The following is a 20,574-nucleotide window of genomic DNA, read 5'->3' on the forward strand; positions in this document are numbered from 1 at the left end:
GCGGGAGGGCGGGGAGACCGAGGCTGACGCTCACCCCGCCAGTATCAACCCGCACCGACGCGACCACGACCAGGGGGCGCGGTCTTCACCCGGGGTTCACCGGTCCCGTCACTGGTTGAGGGTGACCGGGCGGACGATGTCGGCGTAGAGCAACAGGACGCTCATCCCCACCAGGACGATCGACACCCCGTAGGCCAGCGGCATCGCCTTGGCGACGTCGACGGGGCCCGGGTCGGGGCGACGGCGCAGCCGGAAGATCGCCTTCTTCACGACCTCCCACAGCGCCCCCGCGATGTGCCCGCCGTCGAAGGGCAGCAGCGGGATCATGTTGAAGACGAAGAGCGCGACGTTCAGGCCCGCCAGCAGCGACACGATGCGCGAGGTCCGCTCGGCGAGCTCGTCCCCGGGGATGATCGCGGGCTGGGCGTTGAGCTCCCCCGCGAGGCGGCCGATGCCGACGACGCCGATGGGGCCGTTCGGGTCGCGCGGGGCGGAACCGAACGCGGCCTGGGCGACGTCGTAGAGCCGCTGCGGCAGGCGGACGACGATGTTGGCGACGCCCTCGATCTGGGTGCCGACGACGCCGGGGACCTCGCCGAGCGGCGTCCTCACGACGGCGATGCTGGGTGAGACCCCAAGGAAGCCGACCCGCTCGGTCTCCCCCGTGGCCTTCCCGGTGGCGTCCGTCACGGCGCGTTCGGTGAGGACGGGCGTCGCCGTGATCGGGACCCGCTGCCCGTCGCGCAGCACGACGAGGTCCACGGCCCGGCCGCCGTCGGCGCGGATCTGCGCCGACAGCGCGTTCCAGTCCTGCACGGGCTTCCCGCCGAACTCGACGATCTCGTCCCCGGGCCGCAGACCAGCCGCCGCACCGGGGGCGGCGGGGTCGGAGGCGCCGCACGTGGTCGCGGTGCTGCCCGCTGGCAGGACGCACTCGGAGACGGCGGACAGCGTCGGGACGTAGCCGGGCTGGCCGATGGCGCTGGCGGCGACGGCGGTGAGGACCAGCGCCAGGACGAGGTTGACGAAGGGTCCCCCGAACATGATGACGATCCGCTGCCACACGGGACGGCGGTAGAACGTCCGGTGCTCCTCGCCGGGTTCGATCTCGACGAAGCTCGCCTGCCGGGCCTCCTCGGCCATCAGCGCCCAGCGGCCCGTGGTCGAGGCGCGGACGCGACCGTCCTCGCCGGGCGGGAACATCCCGATCATCCGGATGTAGCCCCCGAGCGGGATGGCCTTGACGCCGTACTCGGTCTCCCCGCGCCGGCGGGAGAACAGGGTCGGGCCGAAACCCACCATGTACTGGACGACCTTGACCCCGAACTTCTTGGCGGGCAGCAGGTGCCCCACCTCGTGCAGGGCGATCGAGAGGGCGACGCCGATCGCGGCGGCCAGGATCCCCACGACCCACAGCAGCACCGTGGTCATGCGACGAGCTCGTTGGCGCGGGCCCGGGCCCAGTCCTCGGCGGCCAGCACGTCCTCGACGTCGCGGGGGTCACCGCCCGGGTGGTGCTCGCCGACGACGCGGGCGAGGGTGTCGACGATCCCCAGGAACGGCAGCCGGCCGGCGTGGAAGGCGGCGACGCACTCCTCGTTGGCGGCGTTGAACACCGCGGGGACGGTGGAGCCCCGCCGGCCCGCCTCGCGGGCCAGGTCGACGGCGGGGAACGCCTCCGCGTCGAGGGGTTCGAAGGTCCAGGACGCGGCCCGCGTCCAGTCGATGCCGGCGGTCGCACCGGGGACGCGGTCGGGCCAGGCGATCCCCAGCGCGATGGGCAGGCGCATGTCCGGCGGGGAGCACTGCGCCAGCGTGGAGCCGTCGGTGAACTCGACCATGGAGTGCACGACGGACTGCGGGTGCACGACGACGTCGATCCGGTCGTAGCCGATCCCGAACAGCAGCGAGGCCTCGATGACCTCGAGCCCCTTGTTGACCAGGGTCGCGGAGTTCGTGGTGACGACCGGTCCCATCGTCCACGTCGGGTGGGCCAGCGCCTGCTGCGGGGTGACCTCGGTGAGCTCCTCGCGCCGGCGGCCCCGGAAGGGGCCGCCGCTGGCCGTCACGACCAGTCGGGCGACCTCGTCGGCGCTCCCGCCGCGCAGGGCCTGCGCCAGGGCGGAGTGCTCGGAGTCGACGGGGACGATCTGGCCGGGCTTCGCCGCGGCGGTGACCAGCGGCCCCCCGGCGACGAGCGACTCCTTGTTGGCGAGCGCCAGCGTGCGCCCGGTCGCCAGCGCGGCCAGCGTCGGGCGCAGGCCCACCGAGCCCGTCATGCCGTTGAGGACGACGTCGCAGGGGTGGGTCGCGACCTCGCTCGCGGCCTCCGGGCCGGCGACGACGCGGGGCAGCGGCCGCCCGGCCGCCTGCGCGCGCAACGCCTCCTGCAGGGCCGGCAGCGCCTCGCTGCGAGCCACCCCGACGAGGGCGACGCCGTGGTCGAGGGCCTGGCGGGCCAGCAGTTGCACGTCGGCACCGCCGGCGGCCAGCGCGACGACGCGGAAGGCTCCCGGGGCGGCCGCGACGACGTCGAGGGCCTGGGTGCCGATGGAGCCGGTGCTGCCGAGGAGCACCACCTCGCGGGGGGTTCCGCCGGGCGTCTCAGGGGTCGGGCTCACCCACCCATCATGACCGGTCGGGAGCCTCCGCCACGCCCCGTGACCGGCGCACTGGGGCGAATCCTCACCGGATCCGCAAGGATGACCCCAGCACCACCGGCACCGGAAGGACACCCGTCATGCGAAGACTCGTCCGAGCGAGCTCCGCCGGCGCACTCGCGCTGGCCTCCTCCCTCGTCCTCAGCCTCAGCGGGGGCAGCGCCCAGGCGGTCGAGGTGACCGGGACCGGGAGCACCTCGGTGTCGCTGCTCTCCACCACCGACGCGACCGTGCAGCAGGTGGCCACGGAGTACTGGACCCCCGAGCGCATGGCCTCCGCCCAGCCCGCGGACCGGGTCGTCGCCCCGGGGGGTCCGGCCGCCCGCCCGACCACCCCCGAGGCCGCCCCCGAGGCCGCGCCGTCGCCGTCGACGCGTTCGACCCTCGCCGTGGGCGACGCGGGCGTGGTGGGGCGCAGCACCCGCCGCGCCTCCGGGACGGCTCCCGCCTCCACCGTCGCCACGAGCACTCCGTGGGCGGGCCCGGCCGCGGTGGCGCGCAAGGTCGGCCGGCTGTTCTTCACCCAGGGGCGCGGCAACTACGAGTGCAGCGCCAGCAGCGTCGCCTCGGTCGCGGGCGACGTCATCGTCACCGCCGGGCACTGCCTGACCGAGAACGGCGTGGTCTCGACCAACGTCGTCTTCGTGCCGGGCCTGCACGGGACGAGCGCCCCCTACGGGACCTTCCCCGCGACGAAGCTGTTCACCACCACCCAGTGGCGCCAGGGCGACCAGTCGAAGGCCGAGGCCCTGAACTTCGACGTCGGGTTCGCCGTCGTGCAGTCGGTCGGTGGCCGCTCCTTGGCCGACACCGTCGGCTCCTTCGCCATCGACTTCACCCCCGCCCTGGACCCGGTGACCGTCTTCGGCTACCCCGGACGCGGCGCCGCGGCCGACGGGACCACCCTGCAGTTCTGCACCGGCACCCGGTTCACCGACGTCACCTCCACCAACGACCCCACGACCGACCGGGCCACCCTGTGCACCATGGCCGGTGGTTCCAGCGGCGGACCGTGGCTGAGCGGTTTCGACCCCGCCAAGGGCACCGGCACGGTCACCTCGGTCGTGAGCTTCAGCTACAACGACGCCACCGAGGTCCTCTACGGACCGCTGTTCGGTGACGTCGTGGCGGCCGTCTACCACGAGGCCGCGGGGAACTGACCCGCGTCACCCGCAGGAGCACGAACGGCCGGTGACCCCGCGGAGTCACCGGCCGTTCGTCGTCGCCCCGTCCTCAGAGGGGGAAGTTCACGTACTTGGTCTCGAGGTACTCCTCGATCCCCTCGGCCCCGCCCTCGCGGCCGAACCCGCTGGCCTTGACCCCGCCGAACGGCGCGGCGGCGTTGGAGATGACCCCGGCGTTGAGGCCGACCATGCCGGTCTGCAGCGCCTCGGCGACGCGCATCCCCCGGTCGAGCCCCTGGGTGTAGGCGTAACCGATGAGGCCGTACTCGGTGTCGTTGGCCAACGCGACGCCCTCGGACTCCTCGTCGAAGACGACGATCGGGGCGACCGGCCCGAACGTCTCCTCGGTGAGCAGACGGGAACCGAGCGGCACGTCGGTGAGGACGGTCGGGGCGTAGAAGTACCCGCTCTCCCCCACCGTCGACCCACCGACGACGACCTTCGCTCCCGCGTCGACGGCCTCGGAGACCCGCTGCGCCACACCGTCACGGGCGCGGGCGTCGATGAGCGGTCCGACCTGGACGCCGTCCTGCGTCCCCCGGCCGACGGTCAGCGAACCCATGCGTTCGGCGAGGCGGCGGGAGAACTCCTCCGCGACACCGCGCTGGACGTAGAACCGGTTGGCCGCGGTGCAGGCCTCCCCGGTGTTGCGCATCTTCGCGAGCATCGCCCCGTCGACCGCCTCGTCCAGGTCGGCGTCGTCGAACACCAGGAACGGGGCGTTGCCCCCGAGTTCCATCGACACCCGCAGCAGCTGCTGCGCGGACTGCTCGACGAGCTTGCGGCCGACCGCGGTGGAACCGGTGAACGTCAGCTTCCGCAGCCGGGGGTCCCGCACGAGGGGTTCGACGACCTCCGCCGTCGACGTCGTCGTGACGACGTTGACGACCCCGTCGGGGACGCCGGCCTCGGCCAGCACCTGGGCCAGCAGCAGCGTCGTGAGCGGGGTCTGCGTCGCGGGCTTCACGACGATGGTGCACCCGGCGGCGAGCGCCGGGGCGATCTTGCGGGTCCCCATGGCGAGCGGGAAGTTCCACGGCAGGATCGCGAGGACCGGCCCGACGGGTTGCTTGAGGGTGAGCAGCCGGGAACCTCCGACGGGGTTCTGGGCGTAACGGCCGGAGATCCTCGGCGCCTCCTCGGAGAACCAGCGGAAGAACTCCGCGCCGTAGGTCACCTCACCGCGGGCCTCGGCCAGGGGTTTGCCCATCTCGAGGGTCATGAGCAGGGCGAAGTCGTCGGCGCGGGCGGTGATGAGGTCGAAGGCGCGGCGCAGGACCTCGGCCCGTTCGCGGGTCGGGGTGGCGGCCCAGCCGGGGAAGGCCGCGACGGCGGCGTCGAGGGCCGCGGTGCCGTCGGCCACGCTCGCGTCGGAGACCGCGAGCAGGACCTGCCCGGTCGAGGGGTCCTCGACGTCGACGGTGCGCCCACCCTCGGCGGCGCGCCAGGCGCCGCCGACGAAGAGTCCGGTGGGGACCTCGCTCAGGAGTTCCTTCTCGCGCTGTTCGGTGCTCATGGCTCGATCCTGCCTGTCGGAGGGGTTCAGTGCGCGTTCTCGAAGACGGTCCCGAGCACGTCCAGGGCCTGTTCCAGCAGGGCGTCGGGGATGCTCAGCGGCGGCAGGAAGCGCAGGACGTTGCCGTCGGTGCCGCAGGTCAGGACGATGACGCCGTGCTGGGCGGCGTCGGTGGCGACCCGCTTGGCCAGCGCCGCGTCCGGGGTGGTGGTCCCGGGTTCGACGAGCTCGACGGCGACCATCGCACCGCGGCCGCGGACGTCGCCGATGCGCGGGTCCCGGGCGGCCAGGGCGCGCAGCCGGGTGAAGAGGATGCCCTCGACCCGGCGGGCACGGGCCGGCAGGTCCTCCCGCTCCAGGGTGTCCAGGGTGGCGATCGCGGCGGCGCAGGCGGCGGGGTTCCCGCCGTAGGTGCCGCCGAGGCCACCGAGGACCGGCGCGTCCATGATCTCGGCGCGGCCGGTGACGGCCGCGAGCGGCAGACCGCCGGCGACGCCCTTGGCGATGGTGACGAGGTCGGGTTCGATCCCCTCGAGGTGGCTGGCGAAGGCCGCGCCGGTGCGGGCGATCCCGGTCTGGACCTCGTCGGCGACGAAGACGACGCCGTTCTCCTTCGCCCAGGTGGCGATGGCGGGCAGGAAGCCGGGGGCCGGGACGATGAAGCCCCCCTCACCCTGGATCGGCTCGAGCACGACGGCGGCGAGGTTCGCGGCGCCGACCTGCTTCTCGATGGTGTGGATGGCGCGGGCGGCGGCGGTCGGGCCGTCGAGGCCGTCGCGGAAGGGGTAGCTCAGCGGGGCCCGGTAGACCTCGGGGGCGAAGGGGCCGAAGCCGTTCTTGTAGGGCATGTTCTTGGCGGTCATCGCCATCGTGAGGTTGGTGCGGCCGTGGTAGGCGTGGTCGAAGACGACCACGGCCTGGCGGCCGGTGTGGGCCCGGGCCACCTTCACGGCGTTCTCGACGGCCTCGGCCCCGGTGGAGAACAGGGCGGTCTTCTTCGCGAAGTCACCGGGGGTCAGGGCGTTGAGCCGCTCCGCGACCTCGACGTAGGAGTCGTAGGGCGTGATCATGAAGCAGGTGTGGGTGAACCGGGCCACCTGCTCGGCCACCGCCGCGGCGACGGCGGGGTCGGCGTTGCCGACGGTGGTGACGGCGATGCCGGAGCCGAGGTCGGCGTAGGAGTTCCCGTCGACGTCGACGACGACCCCGCCGCCGGCGGTGGCGGCGTAGAACGGCATCGACGACCCGACGGCGGCGCTCACGGCGGCGCTGCGGCGGGCGGCGAGCTCGCGCGAGAGGGGGCCCGGCACCTCGGTCCGCAACCGGATCTCCTGCGGGAGGGTGGGGCCGCCGGTGCTCACGTCCTGGCTGAGGGTCGTCATGGCCCGAACCTAGGCGTGTCGCCCCCTCGACGTCAGTGTCAGGAGTGCACTGTCGGCACCGGTCGCGCAGTGCGAGACTGCCACCGTGGTGACCCTGGCCGACCTGGTGGCGACCCCCTCGCTGGCCCTGCGCCTGGTCGGCGGCGACCCCGGCTCCCCCGTGCGCTGGGTGGCCACCAGCGAGCTGGACGACCCCACGGCGTTCCTGGAGGGCGGGGAGCTGCTGCTCACCACGGGGTTGCGGACCCCGCGCGCCGGCTGGGCGGGCTGGGTGGACCGCCTCGTCGACGCCGGGGTCGCGGGGACCGGTTTCGGGGTGGGCCTGAGCCACCGCTCGGTGCCGCGCGCCCTCGCCGCCGCCACCGCCGCCCGCGGTCTGCCGCTCCTCGAGGTCCCGCAACCGACCCCGTTCATCGCGATCTCCCGTCGTCTGGCGGACCTGTTGCGGCGCAGCGAGAACGACGCCGAGGCCGCCGCCGCCCGCACCCAGCGCGAGCTGGCCGTCGACGCCGCCGGGCCGGAGGGCGTCGACGCCGTGCTCCGACGGGTGGCCCGCAGCGTGCGCGGGCAGGCCTGGTCGCTGGCCCCCGGCGGCGGGGTCCGCGCCGCCACGACGAGGACCCCACCCCCCGCCGAGGCCGTCGCCGGACTGCACCGGATCCAGGGTCAGGGGGCGCGGGCGAGCTGGACCGACGTGTCCCCGACCCGGTCGCTGCTGCTGCGGGCCACGGGGTCCGACGGGACGGGCTGGCTGCTCGTCTCCCTCGCCCCCGACACCCCACGGGCCGCGCACGCGACGATCGGCACGGCGGCGGCCCTGCTGGGGTTGCTCACGGCCCGCTCGTTCGTCCCCCCGGGGATGGCGGCCGCCGTCGTCGACCTGGTGCTGAGCGACCGGCCCGCGATCGCCGCCCGGCTGGCGGAGGGGGTCGGCCACCCGCTGCCCGACCCGCTCGTCGTGCTCCGCTGGAGCGGGACGCCGCCGCCGGTGGTCTGGCGGGGCGAGGACCACGCCGTCCTGCCCCCGGACGCCGTCGGGACCCCGCCGCCCGGGGCGCGCTGGGGCGTGGGTCGCCCCGTGCCCCTCGACCGGGCCGCGGAGGGGGTCCGCTCGGCCGACGCCGCCCACGCGCGCACCGGAGCGCACCGGCCCCTGGCCGCGGCGGGGTCGCTGGACGACGTCCTCGACGCCGACGTGGTCGGGCCCTGGGCCCGGCAGCGGCTGGCGCCCGTGCTGGACAGCGCCGACGCGGACGTCCTCCTCGCGAGCGCCCGCGCGTTCCTGGAGCACCACGGGGCGCGCCAGCCCACGGCCGACGCCCTCGGGGTGCACCGCAACACCGTCCGGCAGCGCATCGCGCGCCTCGAAGGGCTGCTGGGCTCCTCGATGGACTCCGCGGCGGACCGGGCCGAGCTGTGGCTCGCGCTGGGTGCCCTCGGTGCCTCCCCGGGGAGGGCCGGGCCCCCGGCTGCGAAACTCGGGGCATGGCCCTGAACCCTGACGACCTGCCCGCGAGCGCGCTGGAGTTCCTGACGGAGCGCCACCTGGCGACGGTGACCACGTTGCGCGCCGACGGGTCCCCGCACGTCGTCCCCGTCGGGTTCACCTTCGACGCCGGCACGGTGCGGATCATCACGTCGGGGACGTCGCGCAAGGCCGTGCACGCGCGGCGGGGTTCCCGGGTCGTCGTCGCGCAGGTCGACGGGCGGCGCTGGCTGGCGCTGGAGGGTGTCGGGTACGTGCTGGACGACGCGGAGTCGGTCGCCGACGCCGAGGGGCGCTACGCCGCCCGCTACCGCACGCCGCGCCCCAACCCGGCGCGGGTCGTCGTCGCGTTCACGGTGGACCGGGTGCTGGGGTCCGTCCCGCCCTGGGAGTGACCCTCAGCGTTCGAAGGTCACCATGAGCTCGACGACGCGGTCGAGGAACGCGTCGACGGGGGCCTCGCGGTAGCCGCGTCGGCCCCGGCGGGGACGGAACAGCGCCGTGCGGACGTCGTCGGCGCTGAGCTTCGTCGTGCCCCGGAAGTGGTCGGCGAGCAGTTCGCACAGCGCGTCGACGTCGCCCGGCCGGTAGCCGCGGCGCAGGCCGCGGGCGCGGGGGAAGCGCTCCCCGCGCGGTTCCTTCAGACGTCCCGAGACCGCCGCGCCGAGCGCGGCCTGCCGCTCGGTGAAGGGTCGCTGGTCGCTCTGGGCCAGCGAGCGCTGACGCTCGCGACGGGCCAGACCGTCCTCGATCTCGGCGAGCAGGGCGTCGGTGTCGGCGACGTCGTAGCCGCCGAACTGCGAGCCGAAGCCGACGGCCCGGACCTGCCCCGAGGCGACGCGCCCGGCCGGGACGGCCTGGGCGATGTGGTCGAAGAACACGTCGACGTCCTCGACGCGGTAGCCGCGTCGCAGACCCTTGAGGCGCGAGGGCCGCTCCTGCAGCAGCTGCGACAGGGGCAGGCCCTCGACGCTCTGGGTCATGCCTTCGGCTGTTCCGGGCCGATCGCGGCGAGCTGCCCGCAGGCCCCGTCGATCTCGCTGCCGCGGGTGTCGCGCACGGTCGTCGGGATGCCGCGGTTCTCCAGGGCGGCGACGAACGCCTTCTCCACGGCCGGGTCGCTGGCGGTCCACTTCGATCCCGGGGTCGGGTTCAGCGGGATCGGGTTGACGTGCACCCAGCCGCGGCCCCGGGCGTTGAGCAGCTTGCCGAGGCGGTCCGCACGCCACGCCTGGTCGTTGATGTCGCGGATCAGCGCGTACTCGATGCTGACCCGGCGGCCCGTCGCCTCGAAGTAGCGGCGCGCGGCGTCGAGGGCCTCCGCGACGTTCCAGCGCTGGTTGATCGGGACGAGGTCGTTGCGCAGTTCGTCGTCGGGGGCGTGCAGGCTCAGCGCCAGCGTCGCCGCGATCCCCTCCTGGGCGAACTTGTCGATCGCCGGGACGAGGCCGACCGTCGACATCGTGATGCCGCGGGCGGAGATGCCGAGGCCGTCCGGGGCGGGCTGGACCAGGCGGCGCACGGCGGCGACGGCCGACCTGTAGTTGGCCAGCGCCTCGCCCATGCCCATGAAGACGACGTTGTTGACGCGGCCGGGACCGCCGGGGACCTCGTCGCGGGCCAGGGCACGGGAGGCTGCAGTGACCTGCTCCACGATCTCGGCCGTCGAGAGGTTGCGGGTCAGACCCGCCTGACCGGTGGCGCAGAACGGGCAGTTCATCCCGCAGCCGGCCTGGCTGGAGATGCAGATGGTGTCGCGGTTCTTGTAGCGCATGAGGACGGACTCGACGAGCGCCCCGTCGTGCATCCGGTAGAGCGACTTGATCGTCTTGCCGGCGTCGGCGGTGAGCGTGCGGATCGGCGTCAGCACCGTCGGCAGCAGCGCCGCCGCGATCCGGTCGCGGCTCGCGGCCGGGAGGTCCGTCATCTTCGCCGGGTCGTCCTCGAGGCGCTCGAACCACTGCGTGGCGAGCTGCTTGCCGCGGAACGCCTTCTCCCCCAGCTCCACCATCGCCGGGCCGCGTTCCTCGGGTTCGAGGTCGACGAAGTGGCGCGGCGGCTTGCCGCGGCGGGGGGCGGCCATCACCAGCTTGCCGGGGCCGGCAGGCGCCAGGGGCAGCGGTTCGCGGGTGGGGGCATCCGGAGGAGTCGTCATCGTGACTCCATGGTAAGGGCCCGCGGACGCGGCCGACGCGCGGCCGACGCGCGGCCGACGCGCGACCGACGCGCGGTCAGGAGGGGACGAGCCAGAGCAGCAGCAGGTAGACCACCGGCGCCGCGGGCAGCAGCGAGTCGAGGCGGTCCATGACCCCGCCGTGACCGGGCAGCAGCGTGCCCATGTCCTTGATGCCGAGGTCGCGCTTGAGCATCGACTCGGACAGGTCGCCGAGGATCGCGACGGCGACGGTGACGACCCCGAGCAGGACCCCGCCCCACCACGGTCCTTCCAGCGCCAACGGCAGGGCGATCGCCCCGGCGAGGGCACCGACGACGACGGAGCCGGCCGTCCCCTCCCACGACTTCTTCGGGCTCACCGACGGCGCCATGGGGTGCTTGCCCCACAGGACCCCCGCCGCGTAGCCACCCACGTCGCTGGCCACCACGAGGATGACGAAGACGAGGACCCGCCAGGGTCCCTGGTCGGCGGCCAGCATGAGCATCGCGAAACCGGCCAGCAGCGGGCCGTAGCTGACGATGAAGATGCCGCCGGCGACGTCGCGCACGGCGGGGACGGTGGTCTCCGCCCCGTGGTCGCCGCCGTCACCGAGGAGGCGGTAGACGATGACGGCGAAGACCGTGAGCGCGTAGGCCACGAACAACGTCTCGCCACCGCCGAGGTAGGCCCCCGGCACCATGGCCAGGGTGCCCGCCACGGGAGGCAGGACCGGGACCCGCAGGTGGCGCGCGCGGAACGCCCGCACCACCTCGACGCAGCCGTAGAGCACCGCGACGCTGGTGAAGACGACGAACGCCTCACGCCGGATGAACAGGCTGGCCACGACGACGGCACCGAGGCCGACGCCGATGCCGATGGCGGCGGGCAGGTTGCGGCCCGCCCGCCGGGGAGCCCTGGGAGGGTTGGGAGTCCCCGTCGTCGGGGTCCCCGTCGTCTCGCCCGTCACGTCGCGCCTCGCGTCCCCGTCGCTCAGACGGCGAGCAGTTCGGCTTCCTTGTTCTTCAGCAGGTCGTCGACGGCGTCGACGTGGCGCTTGGTGACCGACTCGAGTTCCTTCTCCGCCCGCGCGACCTCGTCCTCACCGGCCTCACCGTCCTTGACGATGCGGTCCAGCTCCTCCTTGGCGCGACGGCGCACGTTGCGCAGCGAGACGCGGGCGTCCTCGGCCTTGGTGCGCGCGATCTTGATGTAGTCCTTGCGGCGTTCCTCGGTCAGCTGCGGCAGCACGATCCGGATGACGTTGCCGTCGTTGCCCGGGTTCACCCCGAGGTCGGAGTTGCGCAGCGCCTTCTCGATCTCCGTCATCGCCGCCCGGTCGAAGGGGGTGATGAGCACCGAGCGCGCCTCGGGGATCTGGAAGCTGGCCAGCTGCTGCAGCGGGGTCGGCGCACCGTAGTAGTCGACCATGATCTTGTGGAACATCGCCGCGTTGGCCCGGCCCGTCCGGATGGCACCGAAGTCGCCCTTGGCGACCTCGATCGCCTTTTCCATCTTCTCCTCGGCCTCGAGGAGCGTGTCGTCGATCACGGGTGGTCCCTTTCGTCCTGCGTCCGGCGCGTGCTGTCCGCCTGTGGTGCCGTCGATCCGCCCGGTGGGCTCAGTCGGCGATCACCTGCGTGCCGATCCTCTCACCCCGGAGTGCCCGAGCCACGCCCTGGCCCTCCATCCCGAAGACCATCATCGGGAGGCGGTTGTCCATGCAGAGGCTGAAGGCCGTCTGGTCGATGACGCGCAGGTTCTTCCGCATCGCCTCGGCGTAGCTGATCGTGTCGATCTTGGTGGCGTTCGGGTCGGTGCGCGGGTCGCCCGTGTAGACGCCGTCGACACCGTTCTTCGCCATCAGGACCACGTCGGCGCGGACCTCGAGGGCGCGCTGGGCGGCGACGGTGTCGGTGGAGAAGTACGGCATGCCGGCGCCGGCGCCGAAGATCACGACGCGGCCCTTCTCCATGTGCCGGATCGCGCGGCGCGGGATGTACGGCTCGGCGACCTGACCCATCGTGATGGCCGTCTGGACGCGCGTGGAGACGTCCTGCTGCTCGAGGAAGTCCTGCAGGGCCAGGGCGTTCATCACGGTGCCGAGCATGCCCATGTAGTCGGCGCGGCTGCGTTCCATCCCGCGCTGGGACAGCTCCGCACCGCGGAAGAAGTTGCCGCCGCCGACGACGATGGCGACCTGCACCCCCTGCTTGACGGGCCCGGCGATCTCGCGGGCCACCTCGGAGATGACGTCGGGGTCGACACCGACCTGGCCGTTGCCGAAGAACTCCCCCGAGAGCTTGAGGAGCACCCGTCGGTAGGCCGGGCGCGGTTGCACGGTGCCGGCTTCGAGGTCGACGGTCAGGCTCGGCTCGCTCACGCGGTGGCTCCTCGGGGGGTGCAGGGGTCGGTCGGCGGTGTCGGGGCAGTCTGCCCCAGACGAGGTGCGCGGGTCACGCTCAGTGACCCGCCACTGGTCCGGACGGGACGCCCGGACGCGCGAACGGGGCGGGGAGACCCGACTCTCGTCGGGCTCCCCGCCCCGTCCACGTCACTGCGGTGGTGCTCAGGCGCCGGCGCGGAAGCGCGCGAACGACGTGACGTTCACGCCCGCCGCGGCCAGCAGCTTGGTGATCGTCGTCTTCGGGTCCTTCGCGAACGGCTGCTCCAGCAGGACGTTGTCCTTGAAGAAGCTGTTCACGCGACCCTCGACGATCTTCGGCAGGGCGGCCTCGGGCTTGTTCTCCGCCCGCGAGGTCTCCTCGGCGATGCGGCGCTCGCTCTCGACCTTCTCGGCCGGGACCTCGTCGCGGGTGAGGTAGACCGGGCTCATGGCCGCGGCGTGCATGGCCACGTCCTTGCCGACCTCCTCGTTGGCCCCGTCGAGGGCCACGAGCACACCGATCGTCGGCGGCAGGTCGCTCGCCGTGCGGTGCAGGTAGGCGGAGACGTGGGTGCCCTCCACGCGGGCCACGCGGGCCAGGACGATCTTCTCGCCCATCGTCGCGTTGGCCTCGTCGAGGACCACCTGCACGGTCTTGCCGTCCAGCTCCGAGGCCAGCAGCGACTCGGCGTCGGTGGCCTTGACGGCCACGGCCTGGTCGAGCACCTGCTGGGCGAGGGCGACGAAACCGGCGCTCTTGGCGACGAAGTCCGTCTCGCAGTTGAGCTGGACCATGACGCCGAGACCGGTCTCGGTGTGCACGACGACCAGACCGTTGGAGGCGTCGCGGTCCTCGCGCTTGGCGACGCCCTTCTGGCCCTTGATGCGGAGCAGCTCGATGGCCTTCTCGACGTCGCCCTCGGACTCCACGAGCGCGTTCTTGCAGTCGAGCATGCCCGCGCCGGTCTTCTCGCGCAGCGCCTTGACGTCAGCGGCGGTGTACGCAGCCACGGTCGTTCCTCTCGTCGTCCATCGGGGTTCTCGGGTGGAGCGGACGCGCGGACGCCCCGGGCCTCACGGCCCGGGGCGTCACCACAGGCGTCCTGTGTCAGGTGCTGCGGGCCTCAGGCCTGGGCAGCGGCTTCGGCGGGCTCGGCCGCAGCGTCGGCCTCGGGGGCAGCGTCGGTCCCGGGCGCTTCGGCAGCGACCTCGGCCGGCTGGCCCTCGGCGGCTTCGGCCTCGGCGGCCTCCGGAGCGGTGGAGGCCTCGGCGGTGGCCGTGGACTCGGAGCCACTGGACTGCTCACCCTCGCTGCCGGCGAGCAGGTCCTGCTCCCAGGCCGCGAGCGGCTCGGTGTCGGACTCCGACTTGCCACCGTGGCGGACCTGCAGGCCCGCGGCGACGGCGTCGGCGATGACGCGGGTCAGCAGCGTGACGGAGCGGATCGCGTCGTCGTTGCCGGGGATGCGGTAGTCGACGTCGTCGGGGTCGCAGTTGGAGTCGAGGATCGCGACGACGGGGATGTTCAGCTTCTTCGCCTCGTCGACGGCGAGGTGCTCCTTGTTGGTGTCGACGATCCACACCGCGGAGGGGACCTTGGTCATGTCGCGGATGCCGCCGAGGGTCTTGGTCAGCTTGGCGTACTCGCGGCTCAGGACCAGCAGTTCCTTCTTCGTGAGGCCGGAGGCGGCCACGTCGTCGAAGTCGACCTCTTCGAGCTCACGCATGCGCGCGATCCGCTTGGAGACGGTCTGGAAGTTGGTCAGCATCCCGCCGAGCCAACGCTGGTTCACGAAGGGCATGCCCACGCGGGCGGCCTGCTCCGCGATGGACTCCTGAGCCTGCTTCTTGGTGCCGATGAAGAGGATGGAACCGCCGTGGGCGACGGTCTCCTTCACGAAGTCGTAGGCGCGGTCGATGAACGACAGCGACTGCTGCAGGTCGATGATGTAGATGCCGTTGCGCTCCGTGAAGAGGAAGCGCTTCATCTTGGGGTTCCAGCGGCGGGTCTGGTGTCCGAAGTGCACACCGGACTCGAGCAGCTGGCGCATCGTCACGACGGCCATGGGTGGTCCTCCTCGTGTCGGCCCCGCTCGGGGCCGATCGGTTCTTCCGCAGCGTGCCGGTCGGCTCGCCGCGCCTGGTCCTCGTGGCGCACCCCACCACCCGGTGGACCGGGTGGACCGAAAGGGTGCTTCCCCCCTGCGTCGGAGCAGGGAGCGGGGACGCGATGTCACCCTGGACGCAGCACCGAGGTCGGGAGTCCGAGGACTCCGCTGCCACGGAGCGCGTACCGGGTGCCCCCGTAGTCTACGACGCGTGAGCACTGGTCTCGACCGCGGCGCGTCGGCGCCCTCCCCGGCCCCCGCGACGACTCCCGCGACGACTCTGGCGGGGAGTCCCGTGGTCTCCCGCATGCGACGTTTCGGGCCGACGATCTTCGCCGAGATGTCCGCGCTCGCGGTGCGCACCGGGGCGGTCAACCTGGGACAGGGCTTCCCCGACTCCGACGGCCCCGCCTCGATCCTCGACGACGCCGTCACCGCGATCCGCTCGGGCCACAACCAGTACCCGCCGGGCATCGGCGTCCCCGCGCTGCTCGATGCGGTCGCCGAGCACCAGCACCGCTTCTACGGGCTCGCCCTCGACCCCACGACGGAGGTCCTGGTCACCGCCGGGGCCACCGAGGCGGTCGCCGCGAGCCTGCTGGCGCTGTGCGAACCCGGCGACGAGGTCGTGGTGCTCGAACCGACCTACGACTCCTACGCCGCCGTCATCGCCCTCGCCGGGGCCGTGCAGCGCTCGGTGCCCCTCCTCCCCGGCCCCGACGGGTTCGTCCTCGACCCCGACGGGCTGCGGTCGGCGTTCTCCGAGCGCACGAGGGTCGTCCTGCTGAACACCCCGCACAACCCGACCGGGGCGGTGCTCTCCGCCGAGGAGGTCGCGGCCGTCGCCGCCTTGGCCGTCGAGTTCGACGCCGTCGTCGTGACCGACGAGGTGTACGAGCACCTGGTCTTCGACGGCCGCGCCCACGTCCCCGTGGCAACCCTGCCGGGGATGGCCGGACGGACGCTGACGGTGTCCTCGGCGGGGAAGACGTTCTCCGTGACGGGCTGGAAGGTCGGCTGGGTCAGCGGCCCGGCGCCGCTGGTCGCCGCGGTCCGCACCGTCAAGCAGTTCCTCACCTACGTCAACGCCGGCCCGTTCCAGCCGGCGGTCGCGGCGGCGCTGGCGCTGCCGGACTCCTTCTACTCCGAGCTCGCCGGCGACCTGCAACGGCGACGCGACCTGCTCGTCGCCGGGCTGCGCTCGGCCGGGTTCGCGGTGTCCGTCCCGGCCGGGACGTACTTCGTCGTCGCCGACCCGCGCCCCCTCGGCCACTCCGACGGCACCGCGCTGTGCCGCGAACTCCCCCACCTGGCCGGGGTCGTGGGGGTTCCCGTGTCGGCGTTCTGCGAACCGGGGAGCGTTGCTGCGCAGGCCGTCGAGCCGCTGGTCCGGTTCACGTTCTGCAAGTCCGACGCGGTGCTGGAGGAGGCCTGCGACCGGCTGCAGGCCCTGCGCTCGCGGTGAGCCTGCGCGAGACGCTGCTGGCGGAACGGGCCGACGCCGCGGTGCGGGCGGCCGGGCTGGAGCGCGAGCTCGCCAGTGCGCTGGAGGCGGCCGCCGAGGGCACGGCCGACGACGAGCACGACCCCGAGGGCTCGACGACGGCGTTCGAGCGGGCTCAGGTCGCAGCCGTGCTGCAGCAGGTGCGCGAGCGCCTCGACGCCCTCGACGACGCACTCGCGCGGGTCGGGGACCCGGGGTTCGGCACCTGCGCGGTCTGCGGGCGGGCGATCGCCCCGGAACGGCTCGCGGCCCGGCCGTGGACCACGACGTGCGTGGAGTGCGCCGGACGACGGTGACGACGACCCGTGCACAGGGTCGCACCGTCCACAGACGACGCCCGGCCGGTCCGCCGGGACGCTCGACGGGGTGCTCGGCAGGTGAGGCTGTCCCGGTGCTGCCCTCCGCCCTCCCGACCGGTCTCGTCGCGTTCGCCTCGGCGGTGGGGCTGGCCGGGGGGATGGCCGGGGTGGTGGCGACCACCGTCCGCGCACCGGCGTCCCCACCGACGACGCGCGCGGTCGTCGGGTCCTGGGTCTGGCCGGTGGAGCCGCCGCGGGTGCTGCGGGGGTTCGAGGACGTCGGTCGCTACGAGGCGGGTCATCGCGGGGTCGACCTCGCCGCGTCCCCCGGCCAGCCGGTCGTCGCCGTCGACGGCGGGACGGTCACGTTCGCCGGGCCGGTGGCCGGCCGCGAGGTCGTGGTGGTGCTGCACGCCGACGGACTGCGGACGACCTACGAACCCCTCGCCCCACTGGTGTCGAGCGGGGGCGGGGTCAAGGCCGGTCAGCAGCTGGGGACGCTGTCGGGGCCGGCGCACTGCGCGACCGACTGCCTGCACCTCGGCCTGCGCGACGGTGACCGCTACCTGGACCCGCTGGGCCGGTTGCGGGCCGCCGCGCCCGTCCTGCTGCCGCTGGGTCGGCCGTGAGCGGCCGCCGTGGACTACTCGGCGTCGGAGAGCTTGCCGCGCAGCTGCAGGACGGCCTTGGTGTGCATCTGACAGATGCGGGACTCGGTGACCCCGAGGACGCGACCGATCTCGGCCAGGGTGAGGCCCTCGTAGTAGTAGAGGGTGACGACGATCTTCTCGCGCTCGGGCAGCTGGTTGATCGCCCGGGAGAGGAGGAACTTCGTCTCCTCCTTCTCGAAGGACTGCACCGGGTCCTCGGCCTTGGTGTCCTCGAGGGTGTCGACCAGGGAGAGCTTGTCGCCCTTCTCCCCCGAGACGCTGAGGAGTTCGTCCAGGGCCACGACGTTGACGTAGGACACCTGGCTGAAGATGTGGTGCAGGTCGCTGAGGGCGATCCCCATCCGTTCCGCCACCTCGACCTCGGTCGGGGTGCGGTGCAGCTCACCCTCGAGGGAGGCGTAGGTGCGCTCGACCTCACGGGCCTTGCTGCGCACCGAGCGCGGGATCCAGTCGATCGCGCGCAGCTCGTCGATGATCGCGCCACGGATGCGGGAGATCGCGTAGGTCTCGAACTTGATGGCGCGCTCGATGTCGAACTTCTCGATGGCGTCGATGAGCCCGAAGATGCCGTAGGAGACGAGGTCGGCCTGCTCGATGTTGGGCGGCAGCCCCACCCCGACGCGACCGGCGACGTACTTCACCAGCGGTGAGTAGTGCATGATCAGCCGCTCGCGGACCGCGGGATCGGCGCCCGACTTGAACTCCTCCCACATGGCCCGCAGCGCCGCTTCGGCCTGCTCCTGCTCGGGGGTCTGCGGACCCTTGCGAGAGGTGAAGCGCGCGTTGGCCTGCGGTCGACCCGCCGGGCGGTTCTCGTCGACCGGCGCCCCGTTGCCGGCCGCGGCGTCCGCGGCGGCCTCCACGGCCCGGTTGGTCTTCTGGTCGGCCTCGGTCGTTCCGACGGTGTCGATGGTGCGCTCCTGTCCATCCTCGACCACGCGCAGGTCGGAACCGGTGCTGTGGTCCGTCTCCTGCGTGGTGGCACGCTCGCGGCCCGCTCCTGAGTCCACCGTGGTCCTCCCCCGGACGGTCAGGCCCGGGGGTGGGCCTGACGGTGCGATCTCCGCAAGCGGTCCACGGAGACGTGCGTGTAGATCTGCGTCGTTGACAGCGTAGCGTGACCGAGCAACTCCTGTACGCTACGAAGGTCAGCTCCTCCGTCCAGCATGTGCGTCGCGGCCGCGTGCCGCAGACCGTGCGGGGAGATCGCCGAAGGCCCCGGCAACGCCGCCGTCGCCCGGTTCACCACGGCCCGCACCTGACGCTGGTCCACCCGCCGGCCCCGGCGCCCGAGGAAGACCGCCGAGCCGGACTCCGGTCCCACCAGGCCCGACCGCCCCTCCTCCAGCCACCTCCGCACCGCGTCCCGCGCCGGCACCCCGAACGGGACGACCCGCTCGCGGTCGCCCTTGCCCAGCACGCGGGCCGTGCGCTCCCCCAGATCGACGTCGTCCGTGTCCAGGCCCACCACCTCGGCGACCCGACAGCCCGTCGCGTACAGCAGCTCGAGCAACGCGCTGTCCCGCAGCACCAACGGATCCCGCTGCGGCGCAGCGTCGTACGCCGCCGCAGCCGCCGCGTCCAGGACCCCCGCCACCTGGCTCGCGCCGAGCACCCGGGGCAGGTGCTGGGCCCGCTTGGGCGCCTGCAACCGCAGACCCGGGTCCCCCGGCAGACGACCCGATCGGTGCGCCCAGGCCGTGAACGTCCGCGCCGCCGCCGCCCGCCGGGCCAGCGTCGACCGCGCGTGGTCCTCGGCGGCCCCCGCCAGCCACGCCCGCAGGTCCGCCAGGCCCAGCACCGTCAGGTCGAGGGTCCCGTCGTCGTCGACCGGCACGGTCAGCTGCAGCAGGTCCCGCACGTCGGAGCAGTAGGCCCGCACGGTGTTCGCCGACGCGTTGCGCTCCGCCCGCAGGTGGGCCGCGAAGGCGTCGAGCAGCTGCTGGGGGCTCTCGGAGCGGACGGGTGACACCCCTGCACCGTCACCCGTCCGGCCGATCCGTGCAACCACGCCGCGCGCGCCGGCCGCGTCGGGGGACTCAGTCCCCCTTGACGTTCACCACCTGACGCAGCGTGTGACGCACCTCCACGAGGTCCGCGGCGTCGGCCATGACCCGGTCGATGTCCTTGTAGGCGGCCGGGATCTCGTCCAGGAAGGCGTCGGTGTCGCGGTTCTCGATGCCCTTCATCGCCTCCCGCAGCTCCTCGTGGGTGAACCTCCGCCGGGCCGCCGACCGGCTGAACTCCCGCCCCGCGCCGTGCGGGGAGGAGTCCAGCGAGAGCCGGTCGCCCTTGCCCACCACGACGTAGCTCGCGGTGCCCATCGATCCCGGCACCAGTCCCGGTCGTCCCGCGTCGGCCCGGATCGCCCCCTTGCGGGAGAGCCAGACCTCACGGCCGAAGTGCCGTTCCCGCTCGGTGTAGTTGTGGTGGCAGTTGATCCGTTCCTGCTCCACGACCGCCTCCGCGAGGAAGTCGGAGAGGCGGGCCGCGACCCGGTCCATCATCTCCTCGCGGTTGAGCAGGGCGAACTGCTGCGCCCAGCGCAGGTCCGCGATGTAGTCGTCGAACTCCGGGGTCCCCTCGACGAGGTAGGCGAGGTCACGGTCGGGCAGCTCGATGAACCACTGCGCGCACAGCCGCTGGGCGACGGCGATGTGGTGGGTCGCCAGCTTGTTCCCCGGACCGCGGGACCCGGAGTGCAGGAACAGCCAGACGGCGTCGGTCTCGTCGAGCGACACCTCGATGAAGTGGTTCCCCGAGCCCAGCGTGCCCAGCGCCGTCCGCCACCGGGGGGCCAGCGACTCCCGGAACTCCGCCCGGTCGGGGTGCAGCGCTTCGAGCTCGGCGACCCGCGGGCGGGCGGTCGCCGAGACGTCGCGGTTCGCGGCCCCGGCCGAGAGCGGGACGCTGCCCTCGATCGCCTCGCGCAGCACCGAGAGGTCCCGGCCCGCGAGGTCGTCGGCGCGGAACTGGGTACGGACCGCGATCATCCCGCAACCGATGTCCACCCCGACGGCCGCCGGGATGATCGCCCCGTCCGTGGGGATGACCGAGCCGACGGTCGCCCCCTTGCCGAGGTGGGCGTCGGGCATGAGGGCGATGTGCGGGAACACGAAGGGCATCGTGGAGGCGGTCTCGGCCTGCCGGCGCGTCTTCTCCTCCAGGATCGACGCCCAGTTGACCAGTTTGCCGTTCAGCCGTTCCACGACGGTTCCTCTCCACT

The 20,574-nt window shown here is 73.3% G+C and carries 20 protein-coding genes; 6 read left to right on the forward strand and 14 right to left on the reverse strand.

The features are described from left to right. Window positions 1–108: 108 nt before the first annotated feature. A complete protein-coding gene (locus tag AC0I8G_RS24165) occupies window positions 109–1,431 on the reverse strand; it encodes a M50 family metallopeptidase (RefSeq protein ID WP_471732225.1) in 1,323 nt (440 codons plus the stop codon). Then, window positions 1,428–2,621: a 1-deoxy-D-xylulose-5-phosphate reductoisomerase gene (gene dxr, locus AC0I8G_RS24170; protein WP_471732226.1), complete on the reverse strand. Its 1,194-nt coding sequence runs from the start codon at window positions 2,619–2,621 to the stop codon at window positions 1,428–1,430. The genes AC0I8G_RS24165 and dxr overlap by 4 nt, the downstream gene beginning before the upstream one ends. Window positions 2,622–2,740: 119 nt before the next feature. On the opposite strand from dxr, the gene AC0I8G_RS24175 reads away from it, so the two are divergent. Continuing rightward, window positions 2,741–3,820 (forward strand): trypsin-like serine peptidase, encoded by a 1,080-nt coding sequence (locus AC0I8G_RS24175; RefSeq protein ID WP_471732227.1) that lies wholly within the window; start codon window positions 2,741–2,743, stop codon window positions 3,818–3,820. Window positions 3,821–3,893: 73 nt separating this feature from the next. Here the strand turns inward: AC0I8G_RS24175 and AC0I8G_RS24180 are convergent, their stop codons facing one another. Next, window positions 3,894–5,360 (reverse strand): NAD-dependent succinate-semialdehyde dehydrogenase, encoded by a 1,467-nt coding sequence (locus AC0I8G_RS24180; protein WP_471732228.1) that lies wholly within the window; start codon window positions 5,358–5,360, stop codon window positions 3,894–3,896. Between the two features lie 26 nt (window positions 5,361–5,386). Then, window positions 5,387–6,742, reverse strand: a complete 1,356-nt coding sequence (gene gabT / locus AC0I8G_RS24185; protein WP_471732229.1) for a 4-aminobutyrate--2-oxoglutarate transaminase — start codon at window positions 6,740–6,742, stop codon at window positions 5,387–5,389. A gap of 85 nt (window positions 6,743–6,827) precedes the next feature. Between gabT and AC0I8G_RS24190 the strand changes: the two genes are divergently transcribed. Together AC0I8G_RS24190 and AC0I8G_RS24195 are read left to right on the forward strand one after the other, a co-directional pair. Next, on the forward strand, window positions 6,828–8,237 hold the full coding sequence (locus AC0I8G_RS24190; RefSeq protein ID WP_471732230.1) for a PucR family transcriptional regulator: 1,410 nt from the start codon (window positions 6,828–6,830) through the stop codon (window positions 8,235–8,237). Further along, the gene (locus AC0I8G_RS24195; protein WP_471732231.1) at window positions 8,228–8,623 is read left to right on the forward strand and encodes a PPOX class F420-dependent oxidoreductase; all 396 of its coding nucleotides are present in this window, start codon (window positions 8,228–8,230) and stop codon (window positions 8,621–8,623) included. The genes AC0I8G_RS24190 and AC0I8G_RS24195 overlap by 10 nt, the downstream gene beginning before the upstream one ends. Before the next feature lie 3 nt (window positions 8,624–8,626). Here AC0I8G_RS24195 and AC0I8G_RS24200 read toward each other — a convergent pair whose 3' ends face one another. The 7 genes from AC0I8G_RS24200 to rpsB form a co-directional block, all read right to left on the reverse strand. Then, on the reverse strand, window positions 8,627–9,211 hold the full coding sequence (locus AC0I8G_RS24200; protein ID WP_328292050.1) for a DivIVA domain-containing protein: 585 nt from the start codon (window positions 9,209–9,211) through the stop codon (window positions 8,627–8,629). Continuing rightward, window positions 9,208–10,383 carry a dual-specificity RNA methyltransferase RlmN gene (gene rlmN, locus AC0I8G_RS24205; protein ID WP_471732232.1) on the reverse strand — a complete coding sequence of 392 codons (1,176 nt, stop codon included), beginning with the start codon at window positions 10,381–10,383 and terminating at the stop codon, window positions 9,208–9,210. Before rlmN ends, AC0I8G_RS24200 begins: the two co-directional genes overlap by 4 nt. Window positions 10,384–10,459: 76 nt before the next feature. After that, on the reverse strand, window positions 10,460–11,350 hold the full coding sequence (locus AC0I8G_RS24210) for a phosphatidate cytidylyltransferase (RefSeq protein WP_471732233.1): 891 nt from the start codon (window positions 11,348–11,350) through the stop codon (window positions 10,460–10,462). A 23-nt stretch (window positions 11,351–11,373) separates the two neighbouring features. Continuing rightward, window positions 11,374–11,931, reverse strand: coding sequence for a ribosome recycling factor (gene frr / locus AC0I8G_RS24215; RefSeq protein ID WP_328292053.1), 558 nt, complete (start codon window positions 11,929–11,931; stop codon window positions 11,374–11,376). Window positions 11,932–12,001: 70 nt separating this feature from the next. After that, window positions 12,002–12,763: a UMP kinase gene (gene pyrH / locus AC0I8G_RS24220; protein WP_380161583.1), complete on the reverse strand. Its 762-nt coding sequence runs from the start codon at window positions 12,761–12,763 to the stop codon at window positions 12,002–12,004. A 186-nt stretch (window positions 12,764–12,949) separates the two neighbouring features. Beyond that, window positions 12,950–13,777: a translation elongation factor Ts gene (gene tsf / locus AC0I8G_RS24225; RefSeq protein WP_471732234.1), complete on the reverse strand. Its 828-nt coding sequence runs from the start codon at window positions 13,775–13,777 to the stop codon at window positions 12,950–12,952. A gap of 113 nt (window positions 13,778–13,890) precedes the next feature. Continuing rightward, the gene (rpsB, locus tag AC0I8G_RS24230; protein WP_471732235.1) at window positions 13,891–14,832 is read right to left on the reverse strand and encodes a 30S ribosomal protein S2; all 942 of its coding nucleotides are present in this window, start codon (window positions 14,830–14,832) and stop codon (window positions 13,891–13,893) included. Window positions 14,833–15,181: 349 nt separating this feature from the next. Between rpsB and AC0I8G_RS24235 the strand changes: the two genes are divergently transcribed. The 3 genes from AC0I8G_RS24235 to AC0I8G_RS24245 all read left to right on the forward strand — a co-directional run bounded on the left by AC0I8G_RS24235 (window position 15,182) and on the right by AC0I8G_RS24245 (window position 17,306). Then, a complete protein-coding gene (locus tag AC0I8G_RS24235) occupies window positions 15,182–16,339 on the forward strand; it encodes a pyridoxal phosphate-dependent aminotransferase (RefSeq protein ID WP_471732253.1) in 1,158 nt (385 codons plus the stop codon). Then, window positions 16,336–16,674 carry a TraR/DksA family transcriptional regulator gene (locus AC0I8G_RS24240; RefSeq protein WP_380259703.1) on the forward strand — a complete coding sequence of 113 codons (339 nt, stop codon included), beginning with the start codon at window positions 16,336–16,338 and terminating at the stop codon, window positions 16,672–16,674. Before AC0I8G_RS24235 ends, AC0I8G_RS24240 begins: the two co-directional genes overlap by 4 nt. Before the next feature lie 95 nt (window positions 16,675–16,769). Next, complete coding sequence (locus AC0I8G_RS24245) at window positions 16,770–17,306, forward strand: murein hydrolase activator EnvC family protein (protein ID WP_471732236.1); 537 nt, start codon at window positions 16,770–16,772, stop codon at window positions 17,304–17,306. 14 nt (window positions 17,307–17,320) lie between these two features. On the opposite strand, the gene whiG is transcribed toward AC0I8G_RS24245, so the two are convergent. From whiG to AC0I8G_RS24260, 3 genes are all read right to left on the reverse strand, one after another. Next, window positions 17,321–18,358, reverse strand: a complete 1,038-nt coding sequence (gene whiG / locus AC0I8G_RS24250) for an RNA polymerase sigma factor WhiG (protein ID WP_380259705.1) — start codon at window positions 18,356–18,358, stop codon at window positions 17,321–17,323. A 20-nt stretch (window positions 18,359–18,378) separates the two neighbouring features. Beyond that, on the reverse strand, window positions 18,379–19,320 hold the full coding sequence (locus tag AC0I8G_RS24255; RefSeq protein ID WP_471732237.1) for a tyrosine recombinase XerC: 942 nt from the start codon (window positions 19,318–19,320) through the stop codon (window positions 18,379–18,381). A gap of 67 nt (window positions 19,321–19,387) precedes the next feature. After that, window positions 19,388–20,557 (reverse strand): RtcB family protein, encoded by a 1,170-nt coding sequence (locus tag AC0I8G_RS24260; protein WP_471732238.1) that lies wholly within the window; start codon window positions 20,555–20,557, stop codon window positions 19,388–19,390. Window positions 20,558–20,574: the final 17 nt, after the last annotated feature.

It is taken from the genome of Kineococcus sp. AC630 (genome assembly GCF_979255925.1).

What these genes read in the sequence shown, in the direction of transcription:
- rlmN (WP_471732232.1), bottom strand. Translation starts at nt 10,383, where the DNA reads ATGACGACTCCTCCGGATGCCCCCACCCGCGAACCGCTGCCCCTGGCG.
- AC0I8G_RS24200 (WP_328292050.1), bottom strand. Translation starts at nt 9,211, where the DNA reads ATGACCCAGAGCGTCGAGGGCCTGCCCCTGTCGCAGCTGCTGCAGGAG.
- AC0I8G_RS24195 (WP_471732231.1), top strand. Translation starts at nt 8,228, where the DNA reads ATGGCCCTGAACCCTGACGACCTGCCCGCGAGCGCGCTGGAGTTCCTG.
- AC0I8G_RS24180 (WP_471732228.1), bottom strand. Translation starts at nt 5,360, where the DNA reads ATGAGCACCGAACAGCGCGAGAAGGAACTCCTGAGCGAGGTCCCCACC.
- rpsB (WP_471732235.1), bottom strand. Translation starts at nt 14,832, where the DNA reads ATGGCCGTCGTGACGATGCGCCAGCTGCTCGAGTCCGGTGTGCACTTC.
- AC0I8G_RS24165 (WP_471732225.1), bottom strand. Translation starts at nt 1,431, where the DNA reads ATGACCACGGTGCTGCTGTGGGTCGTGGGGATCCTGGCCGCCGCGATC.
- AC0I8G_RS24235 (WP_471732253.1), top strand. Translation starts at nt 15,182, where the DNA reads ATGCGACGTTTCGGGCCGACGATCTTCGCCGAGATGTCCGCGCTCGCG.
- AC0I8G_RS24175 (WP_471732227.1), top strand. Translation starts at nt 2,741, where the DNA reads ATGCGAAGACTCGTCCGAGCGAGCTCCGCCGGCGCACTCGCGCTGGCC.
- gabT (WP_471732229.1), bottom strand. Translation starts at nt 6,742, where the DNA reads ATGACGACCCTCAGCCAGGACGTGAGCACCGGCGGCCCCACCCTCCCG.